This window comes from Chryseobacterium ginsenosidimutans (genome assembly GCF_039536845.1).
GTDB lineage: Bacteria > Bacteroidota > Bacteroidia > Flavobacteriales > Weeksellaceae > Chryseobacterium > Chryseobacterium ginsenosidimutans_B.
The window spans coordinates 575,538-598,566 of the sequence record NZ_BAAAZJ010000003.1 but is presented as its reverse complement, the minus strand read 5'-3'; the positions used below and the strand labels follow the sequence as shown (position 1 = coordinate 598,566).

Here is a 23,029-nt window from a genome sequence, read left to right as displayed (position 1 = left end):
TTTTTTGTGTCTTAAAATGAAATAAATTCTTATCTGAAGATATAGCTTAAGCTTAAACTAAGTACCTGTTCAGACTTTGCTTTGTCAGAACCTTTAGGCTCTTTATCTAAACCAGGATACGTGTTAGAAAGACCAAAATCATACTTAGCCGTAAGTTCTAACTGTCTTTTGTAGCTATAGCCAACACCTATACCTATACCAAAGTTAAATTTGCTTGCTTTTCCATTAATCTCACCGTTAGCAGCTGGAGAATCAGGATCATAATATTCTCTTCCCAATGGTGCATTTTTCACATTCTGACTTAATAAGAAATTAAATCTAGGACCTGCCAAACCGAAGAATTCTGACTCAGCTTCTGAGAAATATCCTTTAAAATAAATCGGCACACTAAGATAATTATTTGCATATACAGCATTATAACCATCTATATTTTTAGCATCCTTATCTTTACCGGTTTCTCCGGCTCCAAAAAATACAACCTCCGGCTGTAAGAAAAACTGATTTTCTTTACCTACCGGAATCAGGGCCAATACACCACCTTGAGCTGTAAATCTAGGACCTGAAGGATTGTGAGCATTTTTTACTCTGGAATAGTTTCCTCCTGCAGTAACACCAAATCTTGTACTACTAAAATCGATCTGGGCGAAAGACATTGTAGAAAGTGCCAAAGCAGAGGTTAATAAAAATTTTTTCATGTTGTTATGTTTTATATATTAAGCTAAAATTTTTGCAACAGTTGCACCGATGTCAGCTGGAGAATCTACAACGTTGATACCGTTTTCTCTCATGATTTCCATCTTAGCCTGAGCTGTATCTTCTGCACCACCTACGATAGCACCTGCGTGTCCCATAGTTCTTCCTTTAGGAGCGGTTTGTCCAGCGATGAAACCTACAACAGGTTTTGTAGAACCACTAGCTTTGTACCATCTTGCAGCTTCTGCTTCAAGACCACCACCGATTTCTCCGATCATTACAACTGCTTCAGTTTCAGGATCGTTAATGAATAATTCTAATGCTTCTCTTGTAGTTGTACCAATGATTGGGTCACCACCGATACCGATTGCAGTAGAAATACCGAAACCAGCTCTTACAACCTGATCTGCAGCTTCATAAGTAAGAGTTCCTGATTTAGAAACGATACCTACTTTACCTTTTTTGAAAACGAAACCTGGCATAATACCAATTTTAGCTTCTTCAGAAGTAATGATTCCTGGGCAGTTTGGACCGATTAATCTGCAGTCTCTGTCAGCAATGTAAGATTTTACTTTTACCATATCCGCTACAGGAATACCTTCAGTAATACATACAATAACTTTGATACCCGCTTCAGCAGCTTCCATGATTGCGTCAGCAGCAAATGCAGGCGGTACGAAAATGATACTTACATTAGCTCCAGCTTTTGCTACAGCATCAGCTACAGTGTTGAATACCGGCTTTCCTAAGTGCTCGCTCCCTCCTTTTCCCGGAGTAACACCACCTACAACATTTGTTCCGTATTCAATCATCTGACTTGCGTGGAAAGTACCTTCGTTCCCTGTAAATCCTTGTACAATTACTTTAGAATCTTTGTTTACTAAAATTGACATTTTATTATAATTTTAATTTATTTATTATTTTTATTAATGCTCACAAATTTACTTAAATTTCTTTGATTTCAGATAAATCTGCGTGATTTGTTTATTTGAGATTTCTCAGTTTAACCTCTTTTTTCAGATAAGTTTTAAAATCTTCTGCAAACATACCGATATAAGTACCTTTTTCAAGATCTCTGTTGACTCCTGTTTTACCTAAAATTACAGATCCGCTTTCAATTTTGTTCCCTGAAGCGATACCCACCTGTCCCCATAATGTTACTTCATCACCGATCACACAACAGCCTGCAATTCCGACTTGTGAAGCGATAAGACACTTTTTTCCGATAACGGTATCATGACCAATCTGGATTTGATTATCCAAAACAGAACCTTCGCCAATTACCGTAGAATCTGTAACCCCTCTGTCGATGGTACAACCGTTTCCGATCTCTACATTATTTTCAATGACAACATTTCCAACCGAAATTAGTCGATCAAAATTTCCATTTACTTTTCGGTAATAAAAAGCGTCACCTCCCAAAACCGTATTGGATTGAATAACAACATTATCACCGATAACACTTCTGTCACCAATTACAACATTTGGGAAAATCAACGTATTTTTTCCTATTTTCACATTGTTTCCGATCACTGCAGAATGATGAATTTTTGTTCCTTCACCAATTTCAGCATCATGAAGTTCTTCTGTGAAATTATATATTCTCGTAAAATGAGTATTAATTTTATTAAAATCTCTGAAAGGATCATCGGAAACTAAAAGCGCTTTTCCTTCAGGGCAATCAACTTCTTTATCAATTAAGATAATAGTTGCTGCAGAATTTAAAGCTTTATCATAATATTTCGGATGATTTACAAAAACTATGTCTCCAGGTTTTACCATGTGAATTTCATTAGTTCCCAACACTTCAAAGTCTTCAGAACCAATAAATTTTGATCCGATAAGATCGGCTATAGTTTTCAGTTTTTGCGGAGAATGAAATCTCATAACAATTGATTTTATTATAAAACAAAATTCGGAATGCCTATGCAAACCGAATTTATGTAAATTTTATTTAAAATTATTCTTTTACTCTTTCTAAGTAAGAACCATCTTCTGTACTCACTTTGATTTTGTCTCCTGCTTCAATGAACAGAGGAACCATTACTCTTGCTCCTGTTTCAACGATAGCATTCTTAAGAGCGTTGGTAGCAGTATTTCCTTTCACTCCCGGATCAGCTTCCACAACTTCTAAGTAAACAGATTGAGGAAGTTCTGCAGACAAAGGCGTCTCATCCGCTTCCTTTAAAATGATGGTAACTTCTTCACCTGCTTTCATCAGATTAGAGTTTTCAATCATTTCTTTATTCAAATATAATTGAGAGAAATCATCATTATTCATGAAGTGGAAACCATTCTCATCATCATAAAGATATTGGAATTTTCTTGTGATCACTTTTACTTCATCGATCTTGTGACCTGCAGAGAAAGTATTATCAAGAACTTTTCCGTTTGTTACTGATTTTAATTTTGTTCTTACAAAAGCAGGACCTTTACCTGGCTTTACGTGCATAAATTCAACAACCTTGAAAATATCATTGCTGAATTCGATGCAAAGTCCTTTTCTTATATCGTTACTTGTTGCCATTAATTTTTATATGTATTTATTTTCTTTTATTAAATTGTATTCCCTGCGCTTGAGGTAATCTGTTAAATGTATTATTATTAAATGTATTCACATTATTATTTAATCTGTTTACATTCGTCTGAATTTCAGAATTATATTGATTAGCGCTTCCAAAAATTGAAGTTCTGGTATTATTCTGCTTCAGAATATCATTTAAATTATTCTTAGCAATACTGTCATTAGACTTTTCAGGAAGCTTTCTTTCCATGATGGAAGTCCTCGTTGTTTTTTCAGTTTTTAATCCTTCCTTCTGCTGTCCAAACAACAAAGATGCAGCCGAAAGCGTTATAAGTAAGATTAAAATTTTCATTTGTAATTTATATTTTAATTACTGTCTTTTCCTGTTCCGTATCCTTTTACGATACCTCTTGGAGAATTCTGAATAAACTGAAGAATTTCGTCTCTTTCAGCAGTCGGAAGCATTTCTTTTTCAATATGCGAAATTGCCTGAGAAACGTTCATTTTCATCTGAAAAATAGCTCTGTAAATTTTCTGAATTTCAAAAATTTTCTCATTCGTAAATCCTCTTCTTCTTAAACCAACAGAATTGATTCCTGCATAAGACATCGGCTCTCTGGCTACTTTTACATAAGGCGGAATATCTTTTCTCACCAAAGTACCTCCGGAAATCATCACATGTTTTCCGATTTTACCAAACTGATGAACAGCCGACAAACCTCCCATTACAGTATAATCGCCAATTTCTACATGACCTGCAATACCACAACCGTTTACGATGATAACATGATCTCCGATAACACAGTCATGAGCAATATGAGAAGTTGCCATAATAAGACAGTTTGAACCGATTTTGGTATACCCTAAAGCTTTAGTTCCTCTGTTTACCGTCACACATTCTCTAATTGTTGTATCATCACCGATGATTGTCTGTGTATCTTCACCATCAAATTTAAGATCTTGAGGAATCGCAGAGATTACGGTTCCCGGGAAAATTCTGCAATTTTTCCCGATTCTTGCTCCATCCATAATGGTAACATTAGAACCAATCCAAGATCCTTCCCCGATTTCTACATCCCCTGCAATTGTAGTAAAAGGTTCTACAATTACATTTTTGCTGATTTTCGCACGTTTATCAACGGCTGCTAATTGATGAATCATTTAATCAACTTTATTTTTTGCAACTTGGGCCATTAATTCTGCTTCTACGGCTACCGTATCTCCCACGTAACCGTACCCCTGCATATGAACGATACCTCTTCTGATAGGCTCTATCAATTCAATTTTGAATATAAGAGTATCTCCCGGAATTACCTTTCTCTTGAATTTTACTTTATCAATTTTAATAAAATAAGTAGAGTAATTTTCAGGATCCGGAACGCTTGCCAATACAAGAATCCCTCCTGTCTGTGCTAAAGCCTCTACTTGTAAAACTCCCGGCATTACAGGTTCTTTAGGAAAATGCCCAACAAAGAAAGGTTCATTCATCGTTACATTTTTAAGACCTACAACATGAGAATCTGAAAGTTCAAGGATTTTATCAATTAATAAGAACGGAGGTCTGTGAGGCATAAGCTTCATGATTCCGTTGATATCAAAAACAGGTTCTTTCGTTAAATCAAAATCAGGAACGTTTTTCTTTTTCTGCAGTTTCCACTGACGGTTCAGTTTTTTTGCAAATTGAGTATTCACAAAATGTCCCGGTTTATTGGCAATTACTTTACCTTTTATCTTCACACCAGCCAAAGCTAAATCACCGATTACATCAAGTAATTTGTGTCTTGCAGCTTCGTTAGGATAGTTTAAGTTTAAATTATCAAGAATTCCGTTTGGTCTGATCGACACATTGTCTTTACCGAAAGCTTTCTTCAGTTTTTCTGTAGTTTCAGGCGTAAGATCTTTATCTACATAAACGATCGCATTAGAAATATCTCCACCTTTGATCAAACCGTGATCCAAAAGCATTTCTAATTCGTGTAAAAAACTGAATGTTCTTGCAGATGAAATCTCTTCTTTAAACTCAGAAATATTTTTCATAGTAGCATTTTGAGTTCCTAAAACTTTAGTCCCAAAATCTACCATTGTAGTAATTTCGTAGGTATCCGAAGGAATGATCGTGATTTCTGACCCGGTTGCAGGATCACTGTATGTAAGAACCTCCTTTACAACAAGATATTCTCTAACAGTATTTTGATCAATTACTCCAACACTTTCGATAGCTTCAACAAAAAACTTTGAAGAACCATCTAAAATTGGTGGTTCAGAAGCATCCATCTCTAAAATGGCGTTATCTATATCACATCCTACCAAAGCAGCCAAAAGGTGCTCACAAGTATTGATCTTAACTCCCAGTTTCTCTAATGTTGTTCCTCTTTCTGTCGCTACAACATAATTAACATCAGCTTCGACTTGAGGGTGTCCCTCCAAATCTGTTCTTACGAATACAAAACCTGTATTTTCTTTTGCAGGTTTCATGGTTAATTTTACTTCTTTACCAGTGTGAAGTCCGATTCCGGAAAGTGTCACTTCTTGCTGAAGTGTTTTTTGCATATCACTCATTAGTTTTATCTTTTGAGGTATTCTCAAGATTATTTATTCTACCTACAATTTCAGTGAAATTTCTGAAATGTACGTAATTTCTAAGATAGTCGTTATAACTGATTGCCGGTGAACCGTACAACGTTTCTTTATCGTTAACGCTAGAATTCACGCCACTTTGGGCCTGAATTTTCACCTGATTTCCTATTTTAATATGACCTACAACTCCCACTTGTCCTCCAATCTGGTTCCAGTCGCCAATAACAGTAGATCCTGCAATTCCGGCTTGTGCTGCAATGACGTTGTTCTGACCAATTTTTACATTGTGAGCAATCTGGATCAGATTATCAATTTTAGTTCCTTTTCCGATAATGGTAGAACCGATTGTTGCTCTGTCGATACTACAGTTTGAACCGATCTCAACATCATCTTCAATGATCACATTTCCTAACTGCGGAATTTTTTTGAATCCTTCCTTCGTTGGCTGAAAACCAAATCCGTCACCTCCGACAACTGTATTGGAATGAATTATACAATTGTCACCAATAATGCAATAATCATAGATCCTCGCTCCACTGTCAATCTTACAGTTTTTTCCGATTTTAACACCTTTTCCGATGTAAACATGAGGATAAATCTGAGTTCCTTCCCCTATTTTAGCCTTTTCAGAAACATAAGTGAATGCTCCGATATAAACTCCATCACCGATCACAGCGGTCTCATGAATCGAAGAACCATCTTCAACCCCTTGTTTTCTGCCCTGCATTTCCTGATACAGATTCATTAAAACCTGAAAAGAAAGATAGGCATCCTTTACCGCAATAATAGTAGGATTATAAATATCTTTTGCTAAAAGATTTTCCGAAACGATGATAACGGAACATTTCGAAGTGTCCAGATAATGCGAAAACCGATCTTGTGCTATAAAAGAAAGATGCCCTGATTCTCCATTCTCAATTGGTGAAACTCCAGTAATAAGTGCAGTCTCGTCACCTATTATTTTTCCGTCAATAAAACTTGCAATTTGCGAAGCTGTAAATTCCATATTCTGCAAAGATAAGAAATTCTGTAATTCGCAAACATTTTTTAATTTTCAGATCGTGAATTTTAATATTCTTTAAGAAATTATGTTAGAAATATCTCTTGGAAAAGTCAGTATATATCTTGTCGTCTTATTCACCATTAAACCTGATAAAAGCTGGTCTTCCGATTCTTCCAGCCTTATTTTTTTACCATTTTTCTGAAGTAAAAAAATCGGTTGTTTTTTGGTGTTGTAAGGGAGAAGTTTTCTCTTAATTTCATGCACCAATTCATCCCCATTATCGATTCCGAAAAATTCATTGGTATTTTTTATTTTTTCCTCAATGAATTCTCTACTAAATGAGTGGGATGATATGATTGTCTTCGGAAGATTTCTCTGAATCACACATTTACACCAATAAGATAAGATAAGATCATCTGCATTTTGCCAGGATTTCATTGCCTGAATGACATCGTTGTCGTCCAATTGAGTAAATCTTTCCACATCTTCATCTGTTGCAGAACTCTTTCCGCGATGCAGGAAATATTTCAAATTTTCGGTTGCAGGTAAATCAACTTCTTGCGAAACCAGATATTTTGCTCTTTCTAAGATTTTTACCAAAAGAAACTCTGCCAACGCCGAAGTTTTATGATAATAAACCTGCCAATACATAAACATTCTGGCTGTAAGGAAATTTTCAATAGAATATACACCTTTTGCGTCAATTACCAATTCCCCTTCATCACAAACGTTCATCATGGAAATAATTCGCTGTGTATTAATACTTCCTTCCGAAACTCCTGTAAAAAAGCTGTCACGTTTTAAATAATCTAATCTGTCGACATCTAACTGAGATGAAATTAACTGATTGAAAAATTTTCTATGATATTTTCCCTGAAACATTTCAATAGCAACTGACAATTCTCCATTAAATTCTTCATTTAACCGATTCATCAATAATAATGAAAGATTTTCGTGATGCCAATCGTCCATCAGCATACTTTCCAAAGCATGGGAAAACGGTCCGTGACCAATATCGTGCATCAAAATTGCTAACATTGCTCCTTTTTCCTCTTCTTCAGAAATTTTCACCCCTTTCTGTTTCAACGTTTCTAAAGCTGTAAACATCAAATGCATTGCACCCAAAGCATGATGAAATCTTGTATGCGTCGCACCCGGAAAGATCAGATTTAAAAGTCCGGTCTGCCCTATTCTTCTTAATCTCTGGAAGTAAGGGTGCTCGATAATGTCAAATAAAATTTCGTGGGGAATTCTGATAAATCCGTGAACGGGATCGTTGATGATTTTTAGCTTATTCTGCATTGAAACGTCAGTATTTGTACACAAATTTAGGGATTTTAAATTTTAGAGGTAAATTAAATTAGTATTAAAAAATCTGATTTAAATTCAAGATAACTTCAAGCTAGTTTGTTCTTCATCAATTTAATTCTATAAAATTTTTTGTGAATTTGTGTTTAAAAATTATCTTTGATAGAAATTCGAATAACCTTTAATGAGAAAATTCTCACTTTTTATCCTATTGTTTCTTGGCTTTAATTTTTCGGCACAGAATTTATCTGAAACTCAAAAATTAGAATCGCTTTGCAAAGTTTGGGGATTTCTAAAATATTATCATCCGAATGTTGCCAAAGGCAAATTCAATTGGGATGACCAGCTTTTTCAGAAAATTGATGAAATTGAAAATATTAATGATAAAAACCAGTTGAACCAATTATATTCAGATTGGATTGACGGTCTTGGAAAAGTAGATGAGTGTAAAGAATGTTTAAAAGAGGAGAATAAAATTTATTTTCTAAAGAATTTTGATTTAAGCTGGATTAATAATCAAAATATTTTTTCAGAAAATGTGATTCGAAAACTGAATTATATTGAGAAGAATAGAAATATTGGAGAAAATTATTATTTCGGAATTAATGGAAGAAAAGTTTATTTCAGAAATGAAAATTCTTATGGTTCAAAATTTATTTCAAAGCAGATCAGTCTTTTTGAATTATTCAGATATTGGAATTATGCACAGTATTTTTTTCCTTATAAATACAAAACCGATCAAAACTGGAATGATGTTTTAACGGAAATGATTCCAAAATTTCTAAATATTAATAACGACGTAGATTATCATTTAAATCTCGCAGAACTGATAACCAAAACTGATGATTCACATGCATTTTTATTATCTCCGTTAATTAGTTTAAGTCAATACGGAAGAAAAAATGTACCGGTAGAATATTCTTACGCTGAAGGAAAATTGGTCGTAACCAAACTCAATTCCAATACATTTAATGAAGAAAATCCGTTGCAAATAGGTGACGTGATTTACGATATTAATGGTTTAACAATTCCACAAAAAGTAAATTCTTTTGGAAAATATATTCCTGCTTCCAATTCGTGGGGGAAAATTAAAAAAGTAAGACGGCTTTTTTTAATGACCAATAAAGATTCTACCTATCTTAAAATCGAAAGAAATGGTGAAAATCTGGCTTTGAGAGTAAAAACTTACTTTCTAAAAGATATAATTTCTGAAAAACCGATTCAACCTGAAAAATGGAAATTTCTGGATGATGAAAGAAAAATCGGATATGTAAATATGGGAGTGATTGAGAGAAAAGATCTGGACGAAATGTTTAAAAATTTAAAATCGACAGAATCCATCATTATTGATTCCAGAAATTACCCAAAAATGACGATCTTACCTTTGAGTAAATTATTCCTTCCTGACAATACAGTTTATTATCAGTTTATATTTCCTGAAACAAATTATCTGAGTAAATTTTACAGTCGGAAAAACAGTATCGGGAGAAAAAATTCTGAATATTATAAAGGAAATGTGGTAATTTTGGTTGATGAAAATACACAAAGCCAGGCTGAAACTACTGTCATGATGTTTAAACAGCATCCGAAAGTAAAAGTTATCGGCAGCTACACTTCAGGAGCAAATGGTGATGTTATCAGATTCAATATTGCTGATTTGGAGACAAGTTTTACAGGTCTAGGAGCTTATTATCCGGACGGAAAAGAAACCCAGAGAACAGGAATCATTCCTGATATCATTGTAAAGCCAAGCGTAAAAGGTATTCGGGAAGGAAAAGATGAAATTCTGGAAAGAGCTTTAAAATATATAAAAGAAGGTTATTAAATGAAACAAAGAAGGAAATATTCCGTTATGTTTTCATTTAACTTATATTTAACTTAAAACCTGCTTATTTTGGCAGTTTTTGTAAAGAATTGGTCAACAATTTGATACTATAACCATGTAAAAAATAAATTATGTCGGAAAAGATATTATGGATAGATGATGAAATAGATTTACTTAAACCTCACATCGTATTTTTAGAAAAAAAGGGTTATCAGGTAACGCCTGTTAACAACGTGAATGAGGCACTTGAACTAATGGATTCTGAGAAGTTCGCATTGACACTTATTGATGAAAATATGCCCGGAATTTCCGGACTGGAAGCAATTCCTATGATTAAAGAGAAGGATAATTCTCTGAAAATAGTAATGGTGACGAAAAGTGAGGAGGAACATATTATGGAAGAAGCAATCGGATCTCAGATTGCCGATTATATTTTAAAACCAGTAAATCCCAACCAGATTTTATTATCGTTAAAGAAAAACCTTCAGGAAGATAATCTTGTTGAGCAGAAAACTATTCTGCAGTATCAGCAGGAATTCAGAAACCTTTCTATGGAACTTTCTTATCTGAGAACATATCAGGATTGGGCTGATTATTATAAGAAAATCGTTAATTGGGAACTTAAATTCGATAAAGTAGCAGATAATGAATTTGCAGATCTTTTACAGTCCCAAAAAGAGGAAGCCAATATTCAGTTTGCAAAATTTATAGAAAACAATTACGAAGATTGGTTAAACGGAAATGATAAGCCCAACATGAGTCATACCCTCTTCAAAGAAAAAGTAAAGCCGGAGATTGAAAAAGAAAAAGTATTGCTTTTAATGGTTGATAATCTTCGGTATGACCAATGGAAAGTGATTGAGCCATTATTTACGAAATATTACAACAAGGTTTCAGAAGACTATTATTACAGTATTCTTCCGACTGCAACTCAGTATGCGAGAAATTCTTTCTTTGCGGGATTATTGCCGTCTGAAATTGAAAAACGTTTTCCTGATAAATGGTTTAACGATAATGAAGAAGGAAATAAAAATGAATTCGAGCGTGATTTTCTGGAAGATCAAATGAAAAGAATTGGTTTAGGTTCCAAATCAATGAAATACCTTAAAGTGTTAAACGCTGATTTTGAAAGAAAAATCTATGATGATTTCAATCAGCATAAAAACAATGATCTTTTGGTGATTGTTTACAACTTTATCGATATTCTTTCTCACGCGAAAACCGATAATCATATTGTCGATCAACTGATTCGTGATGACAAAACTTTCAGATCACTAACTTTGAACTGGTTTGAAAATTCATCATTATTAAAAATCATTAAAGTGGCTGCCGAAAGTGGCTTCAAATTAGTGATTACAACCGACCACGGAACAGTGTATGTAAAAAAACCAAGTAAAGTCGTAGGTGACAGAGAAACTTCGACAAATATCCGTTATAAAACAGGGAAAAGTTTAACTTACGACACAAGCGATGTCTGGGCAATTACCAATCCCGAAAAACTGTTTTTACCAAAAGGAAATTTAAGTTCGAAATATATTTTTGCTAAGAACAATATCTTTTTAGCATATCCAAAAAATTATAATCACTTTGTAAATTATTATAAAGAAACATACCAACACGGAGGAATTTCATTGGAAGAATGTATTATTCCTTTCAGTATTTTAGAACCGAAGTAGTTTTTCATAGTTATTTACTTTGGTAATAAGGGTAGCGGAAAAAATCTATAGATTTTTTCCGCTACTTTTTTATTAATATTTTTGGAGTATGAAATTAATCACTTACAACGTAAACGGAATCAGGGCAGCTTTTACTAAAGATTTTCTAGGCTGGCTGAAAACTGCTGATCCGGATATTATCTGCATTCAGGAAAGTAAAGCAGGAAACGACCAAATAGACATCGAAAGCCTCGAAAAACAGGGTTATTACAGTTACTGGCATTCTGCGGTAAGAAAAGGCTACAGTGGCGTCGGAATTGCTTCGAAAATTAAACCTAATCATGTGGAATATGGTTGTGGTATCGAAAGTTATGACAATGAAGGAAGAATCATCCGTGCAGATTTTGACGGATTTTCTGCAATCTCTGTCTATGTACCTTCAGCTTCCAACATTGAAAGATTAGAATTTAAAATGCAGTTCTGCCACGATTTTTTAAATTATATTAAAAACTTAAAAAAAGAAATTCCAAATCTTATTATTTCAGGAGATTTTAATATTTGTCATGAAGCAATCGATATTCACGATCCGGTTCGTTTAAAGAATGTTTCAGGCTTTCTACCAATGGAAAGAGAATGGATGACTGATTTCATCAACGAATGCGAATTAATCGACAGTTTCAGACTTTTCAATAATGAACCCGATAATTATACCTGGTGGAGCTACAGACAAAATTCGAGAGCTAAAAATAAAGGCTGGAGATTGGATTATAATTTTGCGTCTTATTCTTTAAAAGACCAGCTCACAAGAGCCATTATTTTAAAAGAAGCTGTACATTCCGACCATTGTCCTGCTTTGGTAGAATTAAGCATATAATACGAAAAGAAAAAAACCAACTGAATCCAGTTGGTTTTTCTTTTAATTTAAATCATAAATTTAATCGACAATTTCATATTCCACCGGAATTGTACCTCTATTGGTATCTCCGATTTCATCGAACGCTGCTTTAGACATATCTAAAGATCTTGATGAATGGTAAGGACCTCTATCATTTACTCTCACAATTACCTCTTTTCCATTGTTCAGATTGGTCACTCTAATGTTGGTACCAAACGGAAGCGTTCTGTTTGCTGCGGTGAACTTTGCATTATCAAAGATCTCTCCGCTGGCTGTTTTTCTACCGTTAAACTTTTCGTGGTAGTACGATGCATAACTTGTTTTTTTCGCATCTATGGCATTATTCTTGAAAGAATAAATACCAAAGCTTGAAATCATCATTATGATTACGAGAATGAATCTTTTCATCATGTTGAACTTTTATTGGTTTTGACTCAGCAAATGTATCATGAATCTTCTAAAGTCCCTACTTCATTTGTTAACAAACGTTAATTAAAACTAAAATTTATCTTAATATTTATTATAACTTCCTATTAATAGGCGTTTTAGAAGGCATTGTTAAAGAGTGTTAAAAAAACAGTTAAAAAGTTAACAAATTTAACTAAAATAAGAATATTCTGATACTTTTAACATATAATTCGGTTTGATAATCAATAAGTTAAATAATTTTAAGATTATAAAATTTGATACTAATTAATCATTAAAAAAAATCCCGGATTGTAAAATAAAGTCAAATTGAAAATAAAAAAAGCCAATGAAATCTCATTGGCTTTATATTATAAAAAGATATTCTTATTTGAAATATTCAATAATATAATCATAAGTATCTGCAGGATAAACAACAGACATGCTTGGAGATCCTGTAATCGCCGCACCAGATGTTGAATCATAAGAATATAATTCTTTAGAGAAAACTACTTTGTTACCTGAAGAAGCCTTCTTAAAAATAGTGATTCCATACATTGCTGTAAGACCTGAAGGAACAGCAAGAGTAACAGCCGTTGAACTTCCAGTTGTTGTAAATTGACCTTTATATGCATAAACTGGAGCACCATCAACTTGAGTATTTGTAGCAACACCAGCTGCTGCATTGTTTACAACATTGAATTTTGCAGAAGCTCCTAATGGCAACCATCTACCAGTTGTAACAGCTGCACTACCAGTAACACTACCAGCAACTATAGGATTTGAAAAATAATAAAATCCAGGAGTAACAGAAGAAGCTACACTAGGGTTATCAGTTCCTGTCAAAGTATTCCCAGTTCCTGTATTATATACAATCATACCATCAAATCCTGTAGGAAAATTAATTCCGTCCACAATGTCTGTTTTGAAGACCCACGTAGTAAGATTAGTTCGAGGGTATACCAACCCTTTTCCAATTGTATTAGACGAGTTAGCACTTTGGTCAAAATTTGAACTTGCATCTAAAAATGCATTCTCATCAGTAATTGTTGCAACAGTTACTTGATTTGTTGCTATTTGAGAATGATATAAATTAGATGAAAGGAAACATAATATGCTAAATAAAACTATTTTTTTCATTGTATTGAATTTTTAAGTATTAATTGTAAGAAATTGAAACCCATCTTGTACCGTCGGATATAAAATGTTTCCCTCTAAGTTGCAAAACAGTAGCAGTACCCACAATTGGAGTTGCACTAGCATCAACAACAGTAACTGTAGAAGCAGCAGTATTCTGATTAGAAACAACTACTACTCTACCATTATTTGCAGCAGTTGCGGCAGGTAAAGTAATTGTAACTGCAGCTCCAGAAGTTGTTTCTATCAAGTAATCACTTGCAGTAGCTGTATAAGCTGCGGCAGAAGTTACAACTGCAGTTCCTCTAATAGCTTCGTACCTTTGAGTTGCAGGAGCACCACCACCAAATGCAATCCATGTATTTGTAGTAGCCCCATCATAATAATAGAATCCTACTGCTGTTACATTAATTGCTTTTCCAGTTGCTGCACCATCTGCAATTGAAGAAACGAACGCAAGAGCTCCGTTTTGTGCAGCAGTATACACAGCATCTTTTGCCTGTAATTGGCCTCTTGTAATACGAGGGACTAATAATGCGTCCGGTCTAGTTGCATCCGCAGGAGCACCGACAACATCCAAAGTAGCAGCGGGAGTAGTTGTATTAATACCTACACGCCCTTGCTGTGCCTGAGCGATTGCTACGAATCCGACTAACATAGTCGTTGTTAATAAAAATTTTTTCATAAGTTTTTAAAGATTTTAAATTACATTTTCATCAATGATAATTATATTCAAATGGGAAACTTACCCCAAATTGTGCCTTTCATTAATAAAAAATAAAATATTTTATGATATATAATTTCAAAAAACATTTAAGTTTTACTGATTCTTTAATTATCTAAGTTTTAAATGAATAGAACTATAAAATCCATTCATATGGCAAAGTTAATACTTTATTATCTAATTTACACAACATTAAATAAAAAAGTTTTAACATTTTAATTCAACACAGACAAAACAACCTATAAATCAGGCAATTAAGCAATTCTCTTCTGTTAATTAATTTATCTTAATATTCATAAACTGATTAATAATTTTATTTTAATGAAAATTATAATCATAATTACTTAAAGAAATATCAACTATTTGGGAATAATTAAATTAATTCTCCATATAAATCAAATTCTTCTGCCGAAGTAATTTTTACGTTAGCAAAATCACCAATTGAGATGTATGTATCCTCTGCAGAAACCAAGACAGTATTGTCTACATCTGGAGAATCATACTCTGTTCTTCCAATGAAATAATTCCCTTCTTTCCTGTCAAATATACATTTATATATATTACCTATTTTCTCCTGATTCTTTTCCCAAGAAATTTGAGACTGGATTTCCATAATTTCTTCTACTCTTGCTTCTTTCACTTCTTGCGGGATATTATCTTCCAATACGTAAGCTCCCGTATTTTCTTCATGAGAATAAGTGAAACAACCTAATCTATCGAATTTCTGTTCTCTTACCCAATCTTTTAATTCCTGGAAAATTTCTTCAGTTTCTCCGGGATACCCAACAATAAGTGTCGTTCTGATTGCCATATCCGGAACTTTTTCTCTGAATTTACCTAAAAGAGCATCTGTTTTTTCATGGGTAGTTCCTCTTTTCATTGATTTTAATAAATCTGAATTGATATGCTGAAGAGGAATATCTATATAATTACAAACTTTCGGTTCTTCCCGGATAATATCCAGAACATCTTCCGGGAAACCGCTTGGAAAGGCATAATGCAGACGAATCCACTCAATACCTTCTACTTTTACCAATTCTTTTAAAAGATCTCCCAATGCACGTCTTTTATAAATATCCAAACCATAATAAGTAAGATCCTGAGCGATCAAAATCAATTCTTTTGTTCCTTTTTTAGCTAATTTTTGAGCCTCAAGAACCAATTTTTCAATAGGTGTCGAAACGTGATTACCTCTCATTAAAGGAATTGCGCAAAACGAACAAGGTCTGTCGCAGCCTTCAGAAATTTTCAAGTAAGCATAATGCTTTGGAGTCGTTGTTAATCGTTCTCCAACCAATTCGTGCTTATAATCTGCTCCTAAATGCTTCAATAAGATAGGAAGATCTCTCGTCCCAAAATATTGGTCTACATCGGGAATTTCTCTTATCAAATCCGGCTTATATCTTTCTGAAAGACAGCCTGTAACAAATACTTTTTCTACTTCTCCCCTATTTTTCGCCTCTACATAATCAAGAATGGTATTGATAGACTCTTCTTTCGCGTTATCGATAAATCCGCAGGTATTGATCACCACAATATCTCCTTTGTCTTCATGAACAACTTCTTTACCATTGGCTTTAAGCTGGCTCATTAAAACTTCAGAATCATAAACGTTCTTGGAACATCCAAGCGTTACTACATTAATTTTCTTCTTACCTACAGATTTTGTGCGCATCTTTTTGATTTTGAGTTTGCAAAGATACAAAATATTAAAGAGCCTTTACTTAAAAAAATAAAGCCACTTTAATAAAGTGGCTTTCAATATGATATTTAAAAATTCTTTTCTTTAAAACCTGGTGCTGTTTTATCTTTTTCGGAAAGTATGGCATCGTTATCTTCAATTTTCCAATCAATATTGAGATCAGAATCGTTGTATTTCACACTTCCTTCTGATTCTTTATTGTAAAAATTGTCGCATTTATACGCGAAAACCGCAGTCTCACTTAGTACTGAAAATCCGTGTCCGAAACCTCTTGGGATATAAAGCTGTGTTTTATTTTCTGCTGTAAGTTCAATTCCGAACCATTGTCCGAAAGTCGGAGAATCTTCTCTTAAATCTACTGCTACATCCCAAACTTTTCCTTCAAGACAAGAAACCAATTTAGCTTGAGCATGTTCTCCTTTCTGTAAATGAAGACCTCTCAAAACACCATACGAAGATTTTGAAATATTATCCTGAACGAAGTGCCCGTTCATTCCGGTCAGTTCTTCGAATTTTTGTTCATTAAATTTTTCAAAAAAATATCCTCTGTCATCTTCAAAAATGGTAGGTTCTATAATATAACAGTCTTTTAAAGGAGTTTCTTTTATTTTCATAATTCAAAATTGGTTAAAAATAACCTAAATAGTTTTAATTTTACTTTATAAAAACTTTAAAAATAGTCTTTGATAAAATTTTAATATCATTACCAAAAGACATATTTTCTAAATAATCTAAATTCATTCTTACTTTATCCGGAAATAAAATCTCATCATTATAAAATAAAGGATCTTTTTGCTGCTTTAATAATGCATCTTCATCGCTGTATTTAATACTTGCTTCTGAGGTTAATCCGGGTTTTAGATCTAAAATTTTTCTTGAATCGCCTTTTAATTTATCATAATATCCTTCAATATCCGGACGTGGTCCTACGAAACTCATTTCACATTTCAGGATATTGAATAGTTGAGGCAATTCATCAAGTTTAAATCTTCTTAATAATAATCCTATTGCAGAACTTTCTCTTTTGTTATCATTAATAGTTTTAAACTTATAAATGGTGAAAGTCTTTCCAAATTGTCCGATTCTTTTCTGACAAAAAATACCATTGGACTTTGTATCTAAGCTTGTGATAATAAACAATATGAACAATAAAGGTAAGAATAGAATAATTAGAAAGATTGATAAAACGCAATCAAATAAAACTTTCCAATACCTATACTGACCCATTTTTTACAAAGTTATTGTCCAAAAAAATCGTTGATTACTTTTGCAATTCTCAGTTTCTCTTCTTCTGTAAGATTTGACCCGGAAGGAAGACATAAACCATCATTAAACAATTTCTCAGAAACACCGCCTCCATAAAAAGGAGCATTTTTGAAAATCGGCTGCAAATGCATCGGTTTCCACAATGGTCTTGATTCAATATTATCTTCCAGAAAAGCCATCCTTAATTCTTCTCTTGTTTTTCCTGTAATTTGGGGATTAACCATAATGGCAGAAAGCCAATGATTAGAATAGAAATCTGAAGATGGCTCTGAAAATACAGTCACCCCATCAATATTTTTAAAAATATCAACGTAAAAATCGTGCATACTTCTTCTCGCTTCCACACGGCTGTCTAAAACTTCCATCTGACCTCTTCCGACACCCGCAACAATATTACTCATTCTGTAATTGTAACCAATATGAGAATGCTGATAATGAGGTGCATTATCTCTTGCCTGTGTAGAAAGAAAAACCGTTTTATCTTTATCTTCCTGAGTGTGACAAACTAAAGCGCCACCGCCAGAAGTTGTAATAATTTTATTACCATTAAAACTCAAAACTCCGAAACGACCGAAGGTTCCGCAGGGTTGACCTTTATAAGTGGAACCTAATGCTTCCGCGGCATCTTCAATAACTTCAATATCAAATTCATTTGCAATAGAAATAATTCCGTCCATTTTTGCAGGCATCCCATACAGATGAACCACGATAATTGCTTTTGGTTTTTTCCCTTTTTGAATTCTGTCTCCAATTGCCTGTCTTAAACCGGCAGGACACATGTTCCAGGTTTCAGGCTCACTGTCTACAAAAACAGGAGTTGCGCCACAATATGCAATAGGATTTGCAGACGCAGAAAATGTCATTGACTGACAAATTACCTCATCACCTGCTTCTACTCCACATTCAATTAATGCTAAATGAAGTGCTGCTGTTCCAGCCGATAAAGCCGCAACTTTTGTATCTTCTCCTAAGAATTTTTCTAAGTCTTCTTCAAAACCATTTACATTTGGTCCTAAAGGAGCCACCCAGTTTTCAGCAAAAGCTTCATTAATGTATTTTAATTCATTACCTCCCATATGTGGAGATGATAACCAGATTTTTGAATTCATTTATCTATTTTAAAGCTTATTTTATATTTTTTATTACTCTTCCGGGGTTTCCAACAACTACAGAGTAATCCGGAACATCTTTCAAAATCACGGCACCTGCACCAATTACACACCATTCGCCTATTTTAACATTCTGAATTACAGTTGCTCCAATACCAATATGTGAGCCTTCACCAATATAAATATTTCCAGCCAAAGCTACATTTGGTGATATATGCACAAAATCTTCAATATAACACTCATGATCAATAGAGGAATTTGTATTAATAATACAATGTTCTCCGATATAAGTATCTGCATTAATTGTAGCACCTCCCATTACCACTGTTCCTTTTCCAATTTTAGATGTTTTGGAAATTATTGATCTTGGATGAATAAGTCTATCTATTTTGTTAGTCGTTTTCTCTGCAATTGTTTTTCGGGCAAAATTATCCCCTATCGTTATTATTAAAGATTTTTCGTCATCAATAACATGATGAATTACAGGAAATCCATAACATTCTGTTTTATTAATATCATGATCAATAAAGGCAGTTATTTTAATCCCTTTTTCAATAGCAATATCTGCTACAACTTTACCGTGTCCACTAGCCCCAAATAAATACATATCTGTTTTTTTAATTTCCTTTAAAAGGTTCTGTAGTTGCATGACCATCTGCAGATATTCCTTCTTTTAAAAATACTTTTTTTATTGTTAAAAAAATTATCTTCAAATCTACAACAAATGATAGATTATCAACATACCAAACATCAAAATCGAATTTCTGTTTCCATGAAATTGCATTTCTACCATTAACTTGTGCCCAACCAGTAATTCCAGGTTTTAATTCATGTCTTCTAGATTGATGCTCGTTGTACATTGGTAAATATCGAACCAAAAGTGGTCTTGGACCAATTAAAGACATATCTCCTTTAATTACATTAAGCAATTGCGGAATTTCATCCAAAGAAGTTTTTCTTACAAACATCCCAATTGGTGTCACTCTTTCTGCATCGGATAAAAAATTTCCATCGGAATCTTTTTTATCATTCATTGTTTTAAACTTAATGATACTGAAAATTATTCCGTTTTTACCCGGTCTTTTCTGAAAGAAGAACGGTTTACCATTATTAACAAAAGCAAGACATATCATCACTAATAAAAATAGGGGACTTAACAACAAAAAACCTATTAATGCCAAACAAAAATCAATGATTCTTTTGAAGAAATTTCTATACACTTTATCTTTCTTTTTTTAGTTTAACGAATCTTAAGATTTCCTCTGCAGGGACAACAGTTATTATTTTAATTTTTCTCATAAATTACTGATTTCAAATACAGGAATGGCCGGAATTTGTGATGTTTCTTTTATGGTAAATAATGTATAATTATTTGCAACAAAGATATCGGTATCTCCAATAACATCCGTAATAAGTGAGGCTCTAATTTTTAATTTTTTGCCATTGGTGGGAATAAATCCTGTAATGGTAGAAAAGCCTATGTTTGTACCATATGTACCCGACAAGTATAGCTGTTTATATGTCTGTCCATTATCTTCCGAAACATCAAAAATTACAACTCCTAAAAAATCTGATATTTTAGGATTATTTACAATAAAGGAAACTCCTGCAAGTTTATCATTTTCATTAGTGTAAATATATTCCGAAGGATTTTTAAAAGACGAGGATGATTTGTTAACTTTAATAAAATCCAGTCCTGAGTAAGGAGACAGAATATTTGCCGTTCCTGATGTTTTTACTTTTACAGATTTTACTTCTCTGAAAATATTAAAAACCTTGTAAGAACTTTCGTATTTTCCTGTTGCTGTTTTTAATGTCGTTCCGTGTGAAACAGCATAATCAGATAAAAATTCATTCAAAATATTTGAATCATTCTGTCTTATATCGCATTCGTCCACATACAAATTATAGGCATCATAATTATAAACCATCATAGATTTAAGAATAAAAGGTTTGAAATTTTTTATTCCATCAAAATTATTTCCCTTTATAAAAATCTTATTTTTCTCACTTCCTGTTGTTTTCCCAGAATATTCTGCATAGCTACCATCATTTTTCTTAAATGCAGAAGATACAGAAACACAATCCGACACAACACTTTCAAAATGATTTCCCTCAAAATTTACTGTACAATGACTAATCTCTAAATCAACAATATTAGGCGGCATTTTACCATTAGCATAGGGAATATTTCCTTCCATATTATTGTTAAGAATATTAACGGGATCTTTCGAGAAAGCTCCTCTTATCACTCTAGAATTATCATGGCAAGAATTATTCTGAAAGGTAAATCCCCATGTAAGATTCCTTCCTCCTGCGGGTGTAACTTCATTATTTGGTAAATCTGAAAAATACACACATTCATCATTCTGAGAAAATGCATTTTGAGAAAACTGTACAAAGGCAACATTATACTGATTAGCAGATTCGAACTTTACAGCATAGTTAAACCCTCTGAAATTACATCTTTCAACAATAAATGGCCAAGTAGGACCGTTGAATTCTGATTGAAATTTTATAGCAATTGTATTTCCTTGTGTCCTTCCATCTTTTGCAAGAAACTGGATATTGGAAATTCTTACAGGGTCCGCTACAGTTTTATCAAAAACGATTCCTGTTGAATTTTTAGAGATCATAAATGTACATCCGATAAAAGGCTCATCATTGGCAAAATTTTTATTCGTTTTGGCCCAGCCTTCTTCTCTCAACAATGCCCCTGTTCCTATAAGCTGAATACCACCTTTTCTAAAAACCAATGGCTTATCCAGTAAATACTTTCCATCAGGAATTATAATTGTTTTTATCGAATTTTTTTCAGCAAAATCAATTGTTTTTTGAAGATTATCAGAATCTGAAGTTCTGCCGTCGCCGGTACCTCCAAATTTTTTAATAGATAGAAAATTATTCGATAAATTCTGAGCATTCTGATATGTCGAAAAAAGAATAAATATCAGACAAAATAATATTTTTTTCATAAGTATGTTTTTATTAAATGAATATTTTTTTATTCAGTATCAAATAATTTTTTCTGCATAAATTTTACACACTTTTTATTATTTCTAATATAGTTTCATAAGATTTATCTGCAGAAAGATTTTCTAAGCAGAATTTTTTACCGTTTTTACCAAGCTCACGACATTTCGATTCGTCTTCATATAATTCTTTAAAAACGGAAAATAAATCTTCAGGAGAATCTGCATAGGCAAATTTCCCCATTCTATTTTTTTCCAAAATAATTCCCAGATCATTGCTCCGGTCAATAGATGCCAATACAGGGATTCCCGCATTTAAATAATCATTAAGTTTCATTGGTGTATTGGGAACAGTAAAATTTTGATGAAGACTAATCAACCCCATATTACAGTTTGACAATAGTTCAAAATATTCTTCCCGAGGAACCTTAGCAATAAACTGTAAATTCTTTAACTCTAATTTTTGTGCTTCTTTTTTCAAATCTTCAACTTCCGTACCTGTACCAATAACGAGAAACTGCACATTGCTATAAACTGTACATTTCCTTGCAAGTGAAAGCACATTTTCCAATTGTTGGGGCTTACCCATATTGCCACCAAAGACTACAACAAATTTATTTTCAAGATGATATTTTGAACGGATATTTTGATCTGAAGAAAACTCAAGCAAATTGGCACTGTTATACAAAAGTTTTACCTTTCTGTCATTTAGAAAATCATTATGTTTTAACAAATAATCAATATTTCCTGGTGATGTACATCCTATAAAATCTGCTGTAGAAAGAAGTTTCACTTCATTTTTTTTGAAAAAATTATACGTTAAGCCATCTTTCTTCATAAATCCAAGATCTACTGCATTTTGGGGGAAAATATCCTTTTGCATTAATAATACTTTAGCCTGGGTTTCTTTTTTCACATATGAAATAAAATCTGCAAACATTACTGAAGGAGTTGCTACAATAATAAGATCTATTTTATTATTTCTCCAGAATTTTTTGTAGCTTTTTTTAAACTGATAAGGAAGTAAAATATTGGCAAATCCTTTTTTGAATTTGTTTTTGCTAAAAACATCTATTGTTTGTGTTCTCAAGACATCAATACCTTCTTCTATTGAAATGAAAGATTTATTTTCTTTACCATTAATTGGTGCCATTGGAAAAACCTTGTGACCATTTTTATGAAACACATTGACCATATCACTATACATTGCTGACTGTGATAAATGGGGTAATGT

General features: G+C 33.2%; 23 protein-coding genes. 3 read left to right on the top strand and 20 right to left on the bottom strand.

The window, feature by feature from the left end; all coding sequences use genetic code 11:
* Window positions 1-29 precede the first annotated feature (29 nt).
* The 9 genes from ABD745_RS02800 to ABD745_RS02760 form a co-directional block, all read right to left on the bottom strand.
* Window positions 30-695: a porin family protein gene (locus ABD745_RS02800; RefSeq protein WP_344824836.1), complete on the bottom strand. Its 666-nt coding sequence runs from the start codon at window positions 693-695 to the stop codon at window positions 30-32.
* An 18-nt stretch (window positions 696-713) separates the two neighbouring features.
* Window positions 714-1,586: a succinate--CoA ligase subunit alpha gene (sucD, locus tag ABD745_RS02795; protein WP_344824833.1), complete on the bottom strand. Its 873-nt coding sequence runs from the start codon at window positions 1,584-1,586 to the stop codon at window positions 714-716.
* Between the two features lie 91 nt (window positions 1,587-1,677).
* On the bottom strand, window positions 1,678-2,580 hold the full coding sequence (locus ABD745_RS02790) for a UDP-3-O-(3-hydroxymyristoyl)glucosamine N-acyltransferase (RefSeq protein ID WP_344824830.1): 903 nt from the start codon (window positions 2,578-2,580) through the stop codon (window positions 1,678-1,680).
* A gap of 73 nt (window positions 2,581-2,653) precedes the next feature.
* Window positions 2,654-3,220: an elongation factor P gene (gene efp, locus ABD745_RS02785; protein WP_047399744.1), complete on the bottom strand. Its 567-nt coding sequence runs from the start codon at window positions 3,218-3,220 to the stop codon at window positions 2,654-2,656.
* 16 nt (window positions 3,221-3,236) lie between these two features.
* Window positions 3,237-3,569 (bottom strand): hypothetical protein, encoded by a 333-nt coding sequence (locus ABD745_RS02780; protein WP_344824825.1) that lies wholly within the window; start codon window positions 3,567-3,569, stop codon window positions 3,237-3,239.
* 14 nt (window positions 3,570-3,583) lie between these two features.
* The gene (gene lpxA, locus ABD745_RS02775; protein ID WP_047399742.1) at window positions 3,584-4,378 is read right to left on the bottom strand and encodes an acyl-ACP--UDP-N-acetylglucosamine O-acyltransferase; all 795 of its coding nucleotides are present in this window, start codon (window positions 4,376-4,378) and stop codon (window positions 3,584-3,586) included.
* Window positions 4,379-5,776 carry a bifunctional UDP-3-O-[3-hydroxymyristoyl] N-acetylglucosamine deacetylase/3-hydroxyacyl-ACP dehydratase gene (locus ABD745_RS02770; RefSeq protein ID WP_047399741.1) on the bottom strand — a complete coding sequence of 466 codons (1,398 nt, stop codon included), beginning with the start codon at window positions 5,774-5,776 and terminating at the stop codon, window positions 4,379-4,381.
* Window positions 5,769-6,800 (bottom strand): UDP-3-O-(3-hydroxymyristoyl)glucosamine N-acyltransferase, encoded by a 1,032-nt coding sequence (gene lpxD / locus ABD745_RS02765; RefSeq protein ID WP_344824817.1) that lies wholly within the window; start codon window positions 6,798-6,800, stop codon window positions 5,769-5,771. The genes ABD745_RS02770 and lpxD overlap by 8 nt, the downstream gene beginning before the upstream one ends.
* Before the next feature lie 72 nt (window positions 6,801-6,872).
* The gene (locus ABD745_RS02760; protein WP_344824813.1) at window positions 6,873-8,099 is read right to left on the bottom strand and encodes an HD domain-containing protein; all 1,227 of its coding nucleotides are present in this window, start codon (window positions 8,097-8,099) and stop codon (window positions 6,873-6,875) included.
* Between the two features lie 190 nt (window positions 8,100-8,289).
* Between ABD745_RS02760 and ABD745_RS02755 the strand changes: the two genes are divergently transcribed.
* The 3 genes from ABD745_RS02755 (at window position 8,290) to ABD745_RS02745 (ending at window position 12,459) form a co-directional block, all read left to right on the top strand.
* Complete coding sequence (locus tag ABD745_RS02755) at window positions 8,290-9,930, top strand: S41 family peptidase (protein ID WP_344824810.1); 1,641 nt, start codon at window positions 8,290-8,292, stop codon at window positions 9,928-9,930.
* Window positions 9,931-10,061: 131 nt separating this feature from the next.
* Window positions 10,062-11,606 (top strand): T9SS response regulator signal transducer PorX, encoded by a 1,545-nt coding sequence (gene porX, locus ABD745_RS02750; protein ID WP_344824807.1) that lies wholly within the window; start codon window positions 10,062-10,064, stop codon window positions 11,604-11,606.
* An 88-nt stretch (window positions 11,607-11,694) separates the two neighbouring features.
* Complete coding sequence (locus ABD745_RS02745; RefSeq protein ID WP_344824804.1) at window positions 11,695-12,459, top strand: exodeoxyribonuclease III; 765 nt, start codon at window positions 11,695-11,697, stop codon at window positions 12,457-12,459.
* Window positions 12,460-12,519: 60 nt separating this feature from the next.
* Here the strand turns inward: ABD745_RS02745 and ABD745_RS02740 are convergent, their stop codons facing one another.
* The 11 genes from ABD745_RS02740 to ABD745_RS02690 all read right to left on the bottom strand — a co-directional run bounded on the left by ABD745_RS02740 (window position 12,520) and on the right by ABD745_RS02690 (window position 22,948).
* Window positions 12,520-12,891 carry a septal ring lytic transglycosylase RlpA family protein gene (locus ABD745_RS02740; RefSeq protein WP_047399733.1) on the bottom strand — a complete coding sequence of 124 codons (372 nt, stop codon included), beginning with the start codon at window positions 12,889-12,891 and terminating at the stop codon, window positions 12,520-12,522.
* 381 nt (window positions 12,892-13,272) lie between these two features.
* Window positions 13,273-13,800, bottom strand: a complete 528-nt coding sequence (locus tag ABD745_RS02735) for a hypothetical protein (RefSeq protein ID WP_344824800.1) — start codon at window positions 13,798-13,800, stop codon at window positions 13,273-13,275.
* Window positions 13,801-14,044: 244 nt separating this feature from the next.
* On the bottom strand, window positions 14,045-14,707 hold the full coding sequence (locus ABD745_RS02730) for a hypothetical protein (RefSeq protein WP_344824797.1): 663 nt from the start codon (window positions 14,705-14,707) through the stop codon (window positions 14,045-14,047).
* A 412-nt stretch (window positions 14,708-15,119) separates the two neighbouring features.
* Window positions 15,120-16,421, bottom strand: coding sequence for a 30S ribosomal protein S12 methylthiotransferase RimO (rimO, locus tag ABD745_RS02725; RefSeq protein WP_344824794.1), 1,302 nt, complete (start codon window positions 16,419-16,421; stop codon window positions 15,120-15,122).
* Window positions 16,422-16,516: 95 nt separating this feature from the next.
* Window positions 16,517-17,062 carry a dTDP-4-dehydrorhamnose 3,5-epimerase gene (gene rfbC, locus ABD745_RS02720; protein WP_344824791.1) on the bottom strand — a complete coding sequence of 182 codons (546 nt, stop codon included), beginning with the start codon at window positions 17,060-17,062 and terminating at the stop codon, window positions 16,517-16,519.
* A gap of 40 nt (window positions 17,063-17,102) precedes the next feature.
* Entirely contained in the window at window positions 17,103-17,675 is a 573-nt protein-coding gene (locus ABD745_RS02715) for a sugar transferase (protein WP_344824788.1), read from the bottom strand.
* An 11-nt stretch (window positions 17,676-17,686) separates the two neighbouring features.
* A complete protein-coding gene (locus ABD745_RS02710; RefSeq protein WP_344824785.1) occupies window positions 17,687-18,823 on the bottom strand; it encodes an aminotransferase class I/II-fold pyridoxal phosphate-dependent enzyme in 1,137 nt (378 codons plus the stop codon).
* A 16-nt stretch (window positions 18,824-18,839) separates the two neighbouring features.
* Window positions 18,840-19,430, bottom strand: coding sequence for an acetyltransferase (locus ABD745_RS02705; protein WP_425549785.1), 591 nt, complete (start codon window positions 19,428-19,430; stop codon window positions 18,840-18,842).
* A gap of 10 nt (window positions 19,431-19,440) precedes the next feature.
* The gene (locus tag ABD745_RS02700) at window positions 19,441-20,043 is read right to left on the bottom strand and encodes a sugar transferase (RefSeq protein ID WP_344824779.1); all 603 of its coding nucleotides are present in this window, start codon (window positions 20,041-20,043) and stop codon (window positions 19,441-19,443) included.
* Window positions 20,044-20,118: 75 nt separating this feature from the next.
* Window positions 20,119-21,798 carry a glycosyl hydrolase family 28-related protein gene (locus ABD745_RS02695; RefSeq protein ID WP_344824776.1) on the bottom strand — a complete coding sequence of 560 codons (1,680 nt, stop codon included), beginning with the start codon at window positions 21,796-21,798 and terminating at the stop codon, window positions 20,119-20,121.
* Window positions 21,799-21,862: 64 nt separating this feature from the next.
* Entirely contained in the window at window positions 21,863-22,948 is a 1,086-nt protein-coding gene (locus ABD745_RS02690) for a glycosyltransferase family 4 protein (RefSeq protein WP_344824773.1), read from the bottom strand.
* Between the last annotated feature and the right edge of the window lie 81 nt (window positions 22,949-23,029).

Bases quoted from the DNA above. Each gene is read 5' to 3' on its own strand.
- ABD745_RS02800 (WP_344824836.1), bottom strand. From the start codon at position 695: ATGAAAAAATTTTTATTAACCTCTGCTTTGGCACTTTCTACAATGTCT.
- sucD (WP_344824833.1), bottom strand. From the start codon at position 1,586: ATGTCAATTTTAGTAAACAAAGATTCTAAAGTAATTGTACAAGGATTT.
- ABD745_RS02790 (WP_344824830.1), bottom strand. From the start codon at position 2,580: ATGAGATTTCATTCTCCGCAAAAACTGAAAACTATAGCCGATCTTATC.
- efp (WP_047399744.1), bottom strand. From the start codon at position 3,220: ATGGCAACAAGTAACGATATAAGAAAAGGACTTTGCATCGAATTCAGC.
- ABD745_RS02780 (WP_344824825.1), bottom strand. From the start codon at position 3,569: ATGAAAATTTTAATCTTACTTATAACGCTTTCGGCTGCATCTTTGTTG.
- lpxA (WP_047399742.1), bottom strand. From the start codon at position 4,378: ATGATTCATCAATTAGCAGCCGTTGATAAACGTGCGAAAATCAGCAAA.
- ABD745_RS02770 (WP_047399741.1), bottom strand. From the start codon at position 5,776: ATGAGTGATATGCAAAAAACACTTCAGCAAGAAGTGACACTTTCCGGA.
- lpxD (WP_344824817.1), bottom strand. From the start codon at position 6,800: ATGGAATTTACAGCTTCGCAAATTGCAAGTTTTATTGACGGAAAAATA.
- ABD745_RS02760 (WP_344824813.1), bottom strand. From the start codon at position 8,099: ATGCAGAATAAGCTAAAAATCATCAACGATCCCGTTCACGGATTTATC.
- ABD745_RS02755 (WP_344824810.1), top strand. From the start codon at position 8,290: ATGAGAAAATTCTCACTTTTTATCCTATTGTTTCTTGGCTTTAATTTT.
- porX (WP_344824807.1), top strand. From the start codon at position 10,062: ATGTCGGAAAAGATATTATGGATAGATGATGAAATAGATTTACTTAAA.
- ABD745_RS02745 (WP_344824804.1), top strand. From the start codon at position 11,695: ATGAAATTAATCACTTACAACGTAAACGGAATCAGGGCAGCTTTTACT.
- ABD745_RS02740 (WP_047399733.1), bottom strand. From the start codon at position 12,891: ATGATGAAAAGATTCATTCTCGTAATCATAATGATGATTTCAAGCTTT.
- ABD745_RS02730 (WP_344824797.1), bottom strand. From the start codon at position 14,707: ATGAAAAAATTTTTATTAACAACGACTATGTTAGTCGGATTCGTAGCA.
- rimO (WP_344824794.1), bottom strand. From the start codon at position 16,421: ATGCGCACAAAATCTGTAGGTAAGAAGAAAATTAATGTAGTAACGCTT.
- rfbC (WP_344824791.1), bottom strand. From the start codon at position 17,062: ATGAAAATAAAAGAAACTCCTTTAAAAGACTGTTATATTATAGAACCT.
- ABD745_RS02715 (WP_344824788.1), bottom strand. From the start codon at position 17,675: ATGGGTCAGTATAGGTATTGGAAAGTTTTATTTGATTGCGTTTTATCA.
- ABD745_RS02710 (WP_344824785.1), bottom strand. From the start codon at position 18,823: ATGAATTCAAAAATCTGGTTATCATCTCCACATATGGGAGGTAATGAA.
- ABD745_RS02705 (WP_425549785.1), bottom strand. From the start codon at position 19,430: ATGTATTTATTTGGGGCTAGTGGACACGGTAAAGTTGTAGCAGATATT.
- ABD745_RS02695 (WP_344824776.1), bottom strand. From the start codon at position 21,798: ATGAAAAAAATATTATTTTGTCTGATATTTATTCTTTTTTCGACATAT.
- ABD745_RS02690 (WP_344824773.1), bottom strand. From the start codon at position 22,948: ATGGCACCAATTAATGGTAAAGAAAATAAATCTTTCATTTCAATAGAA.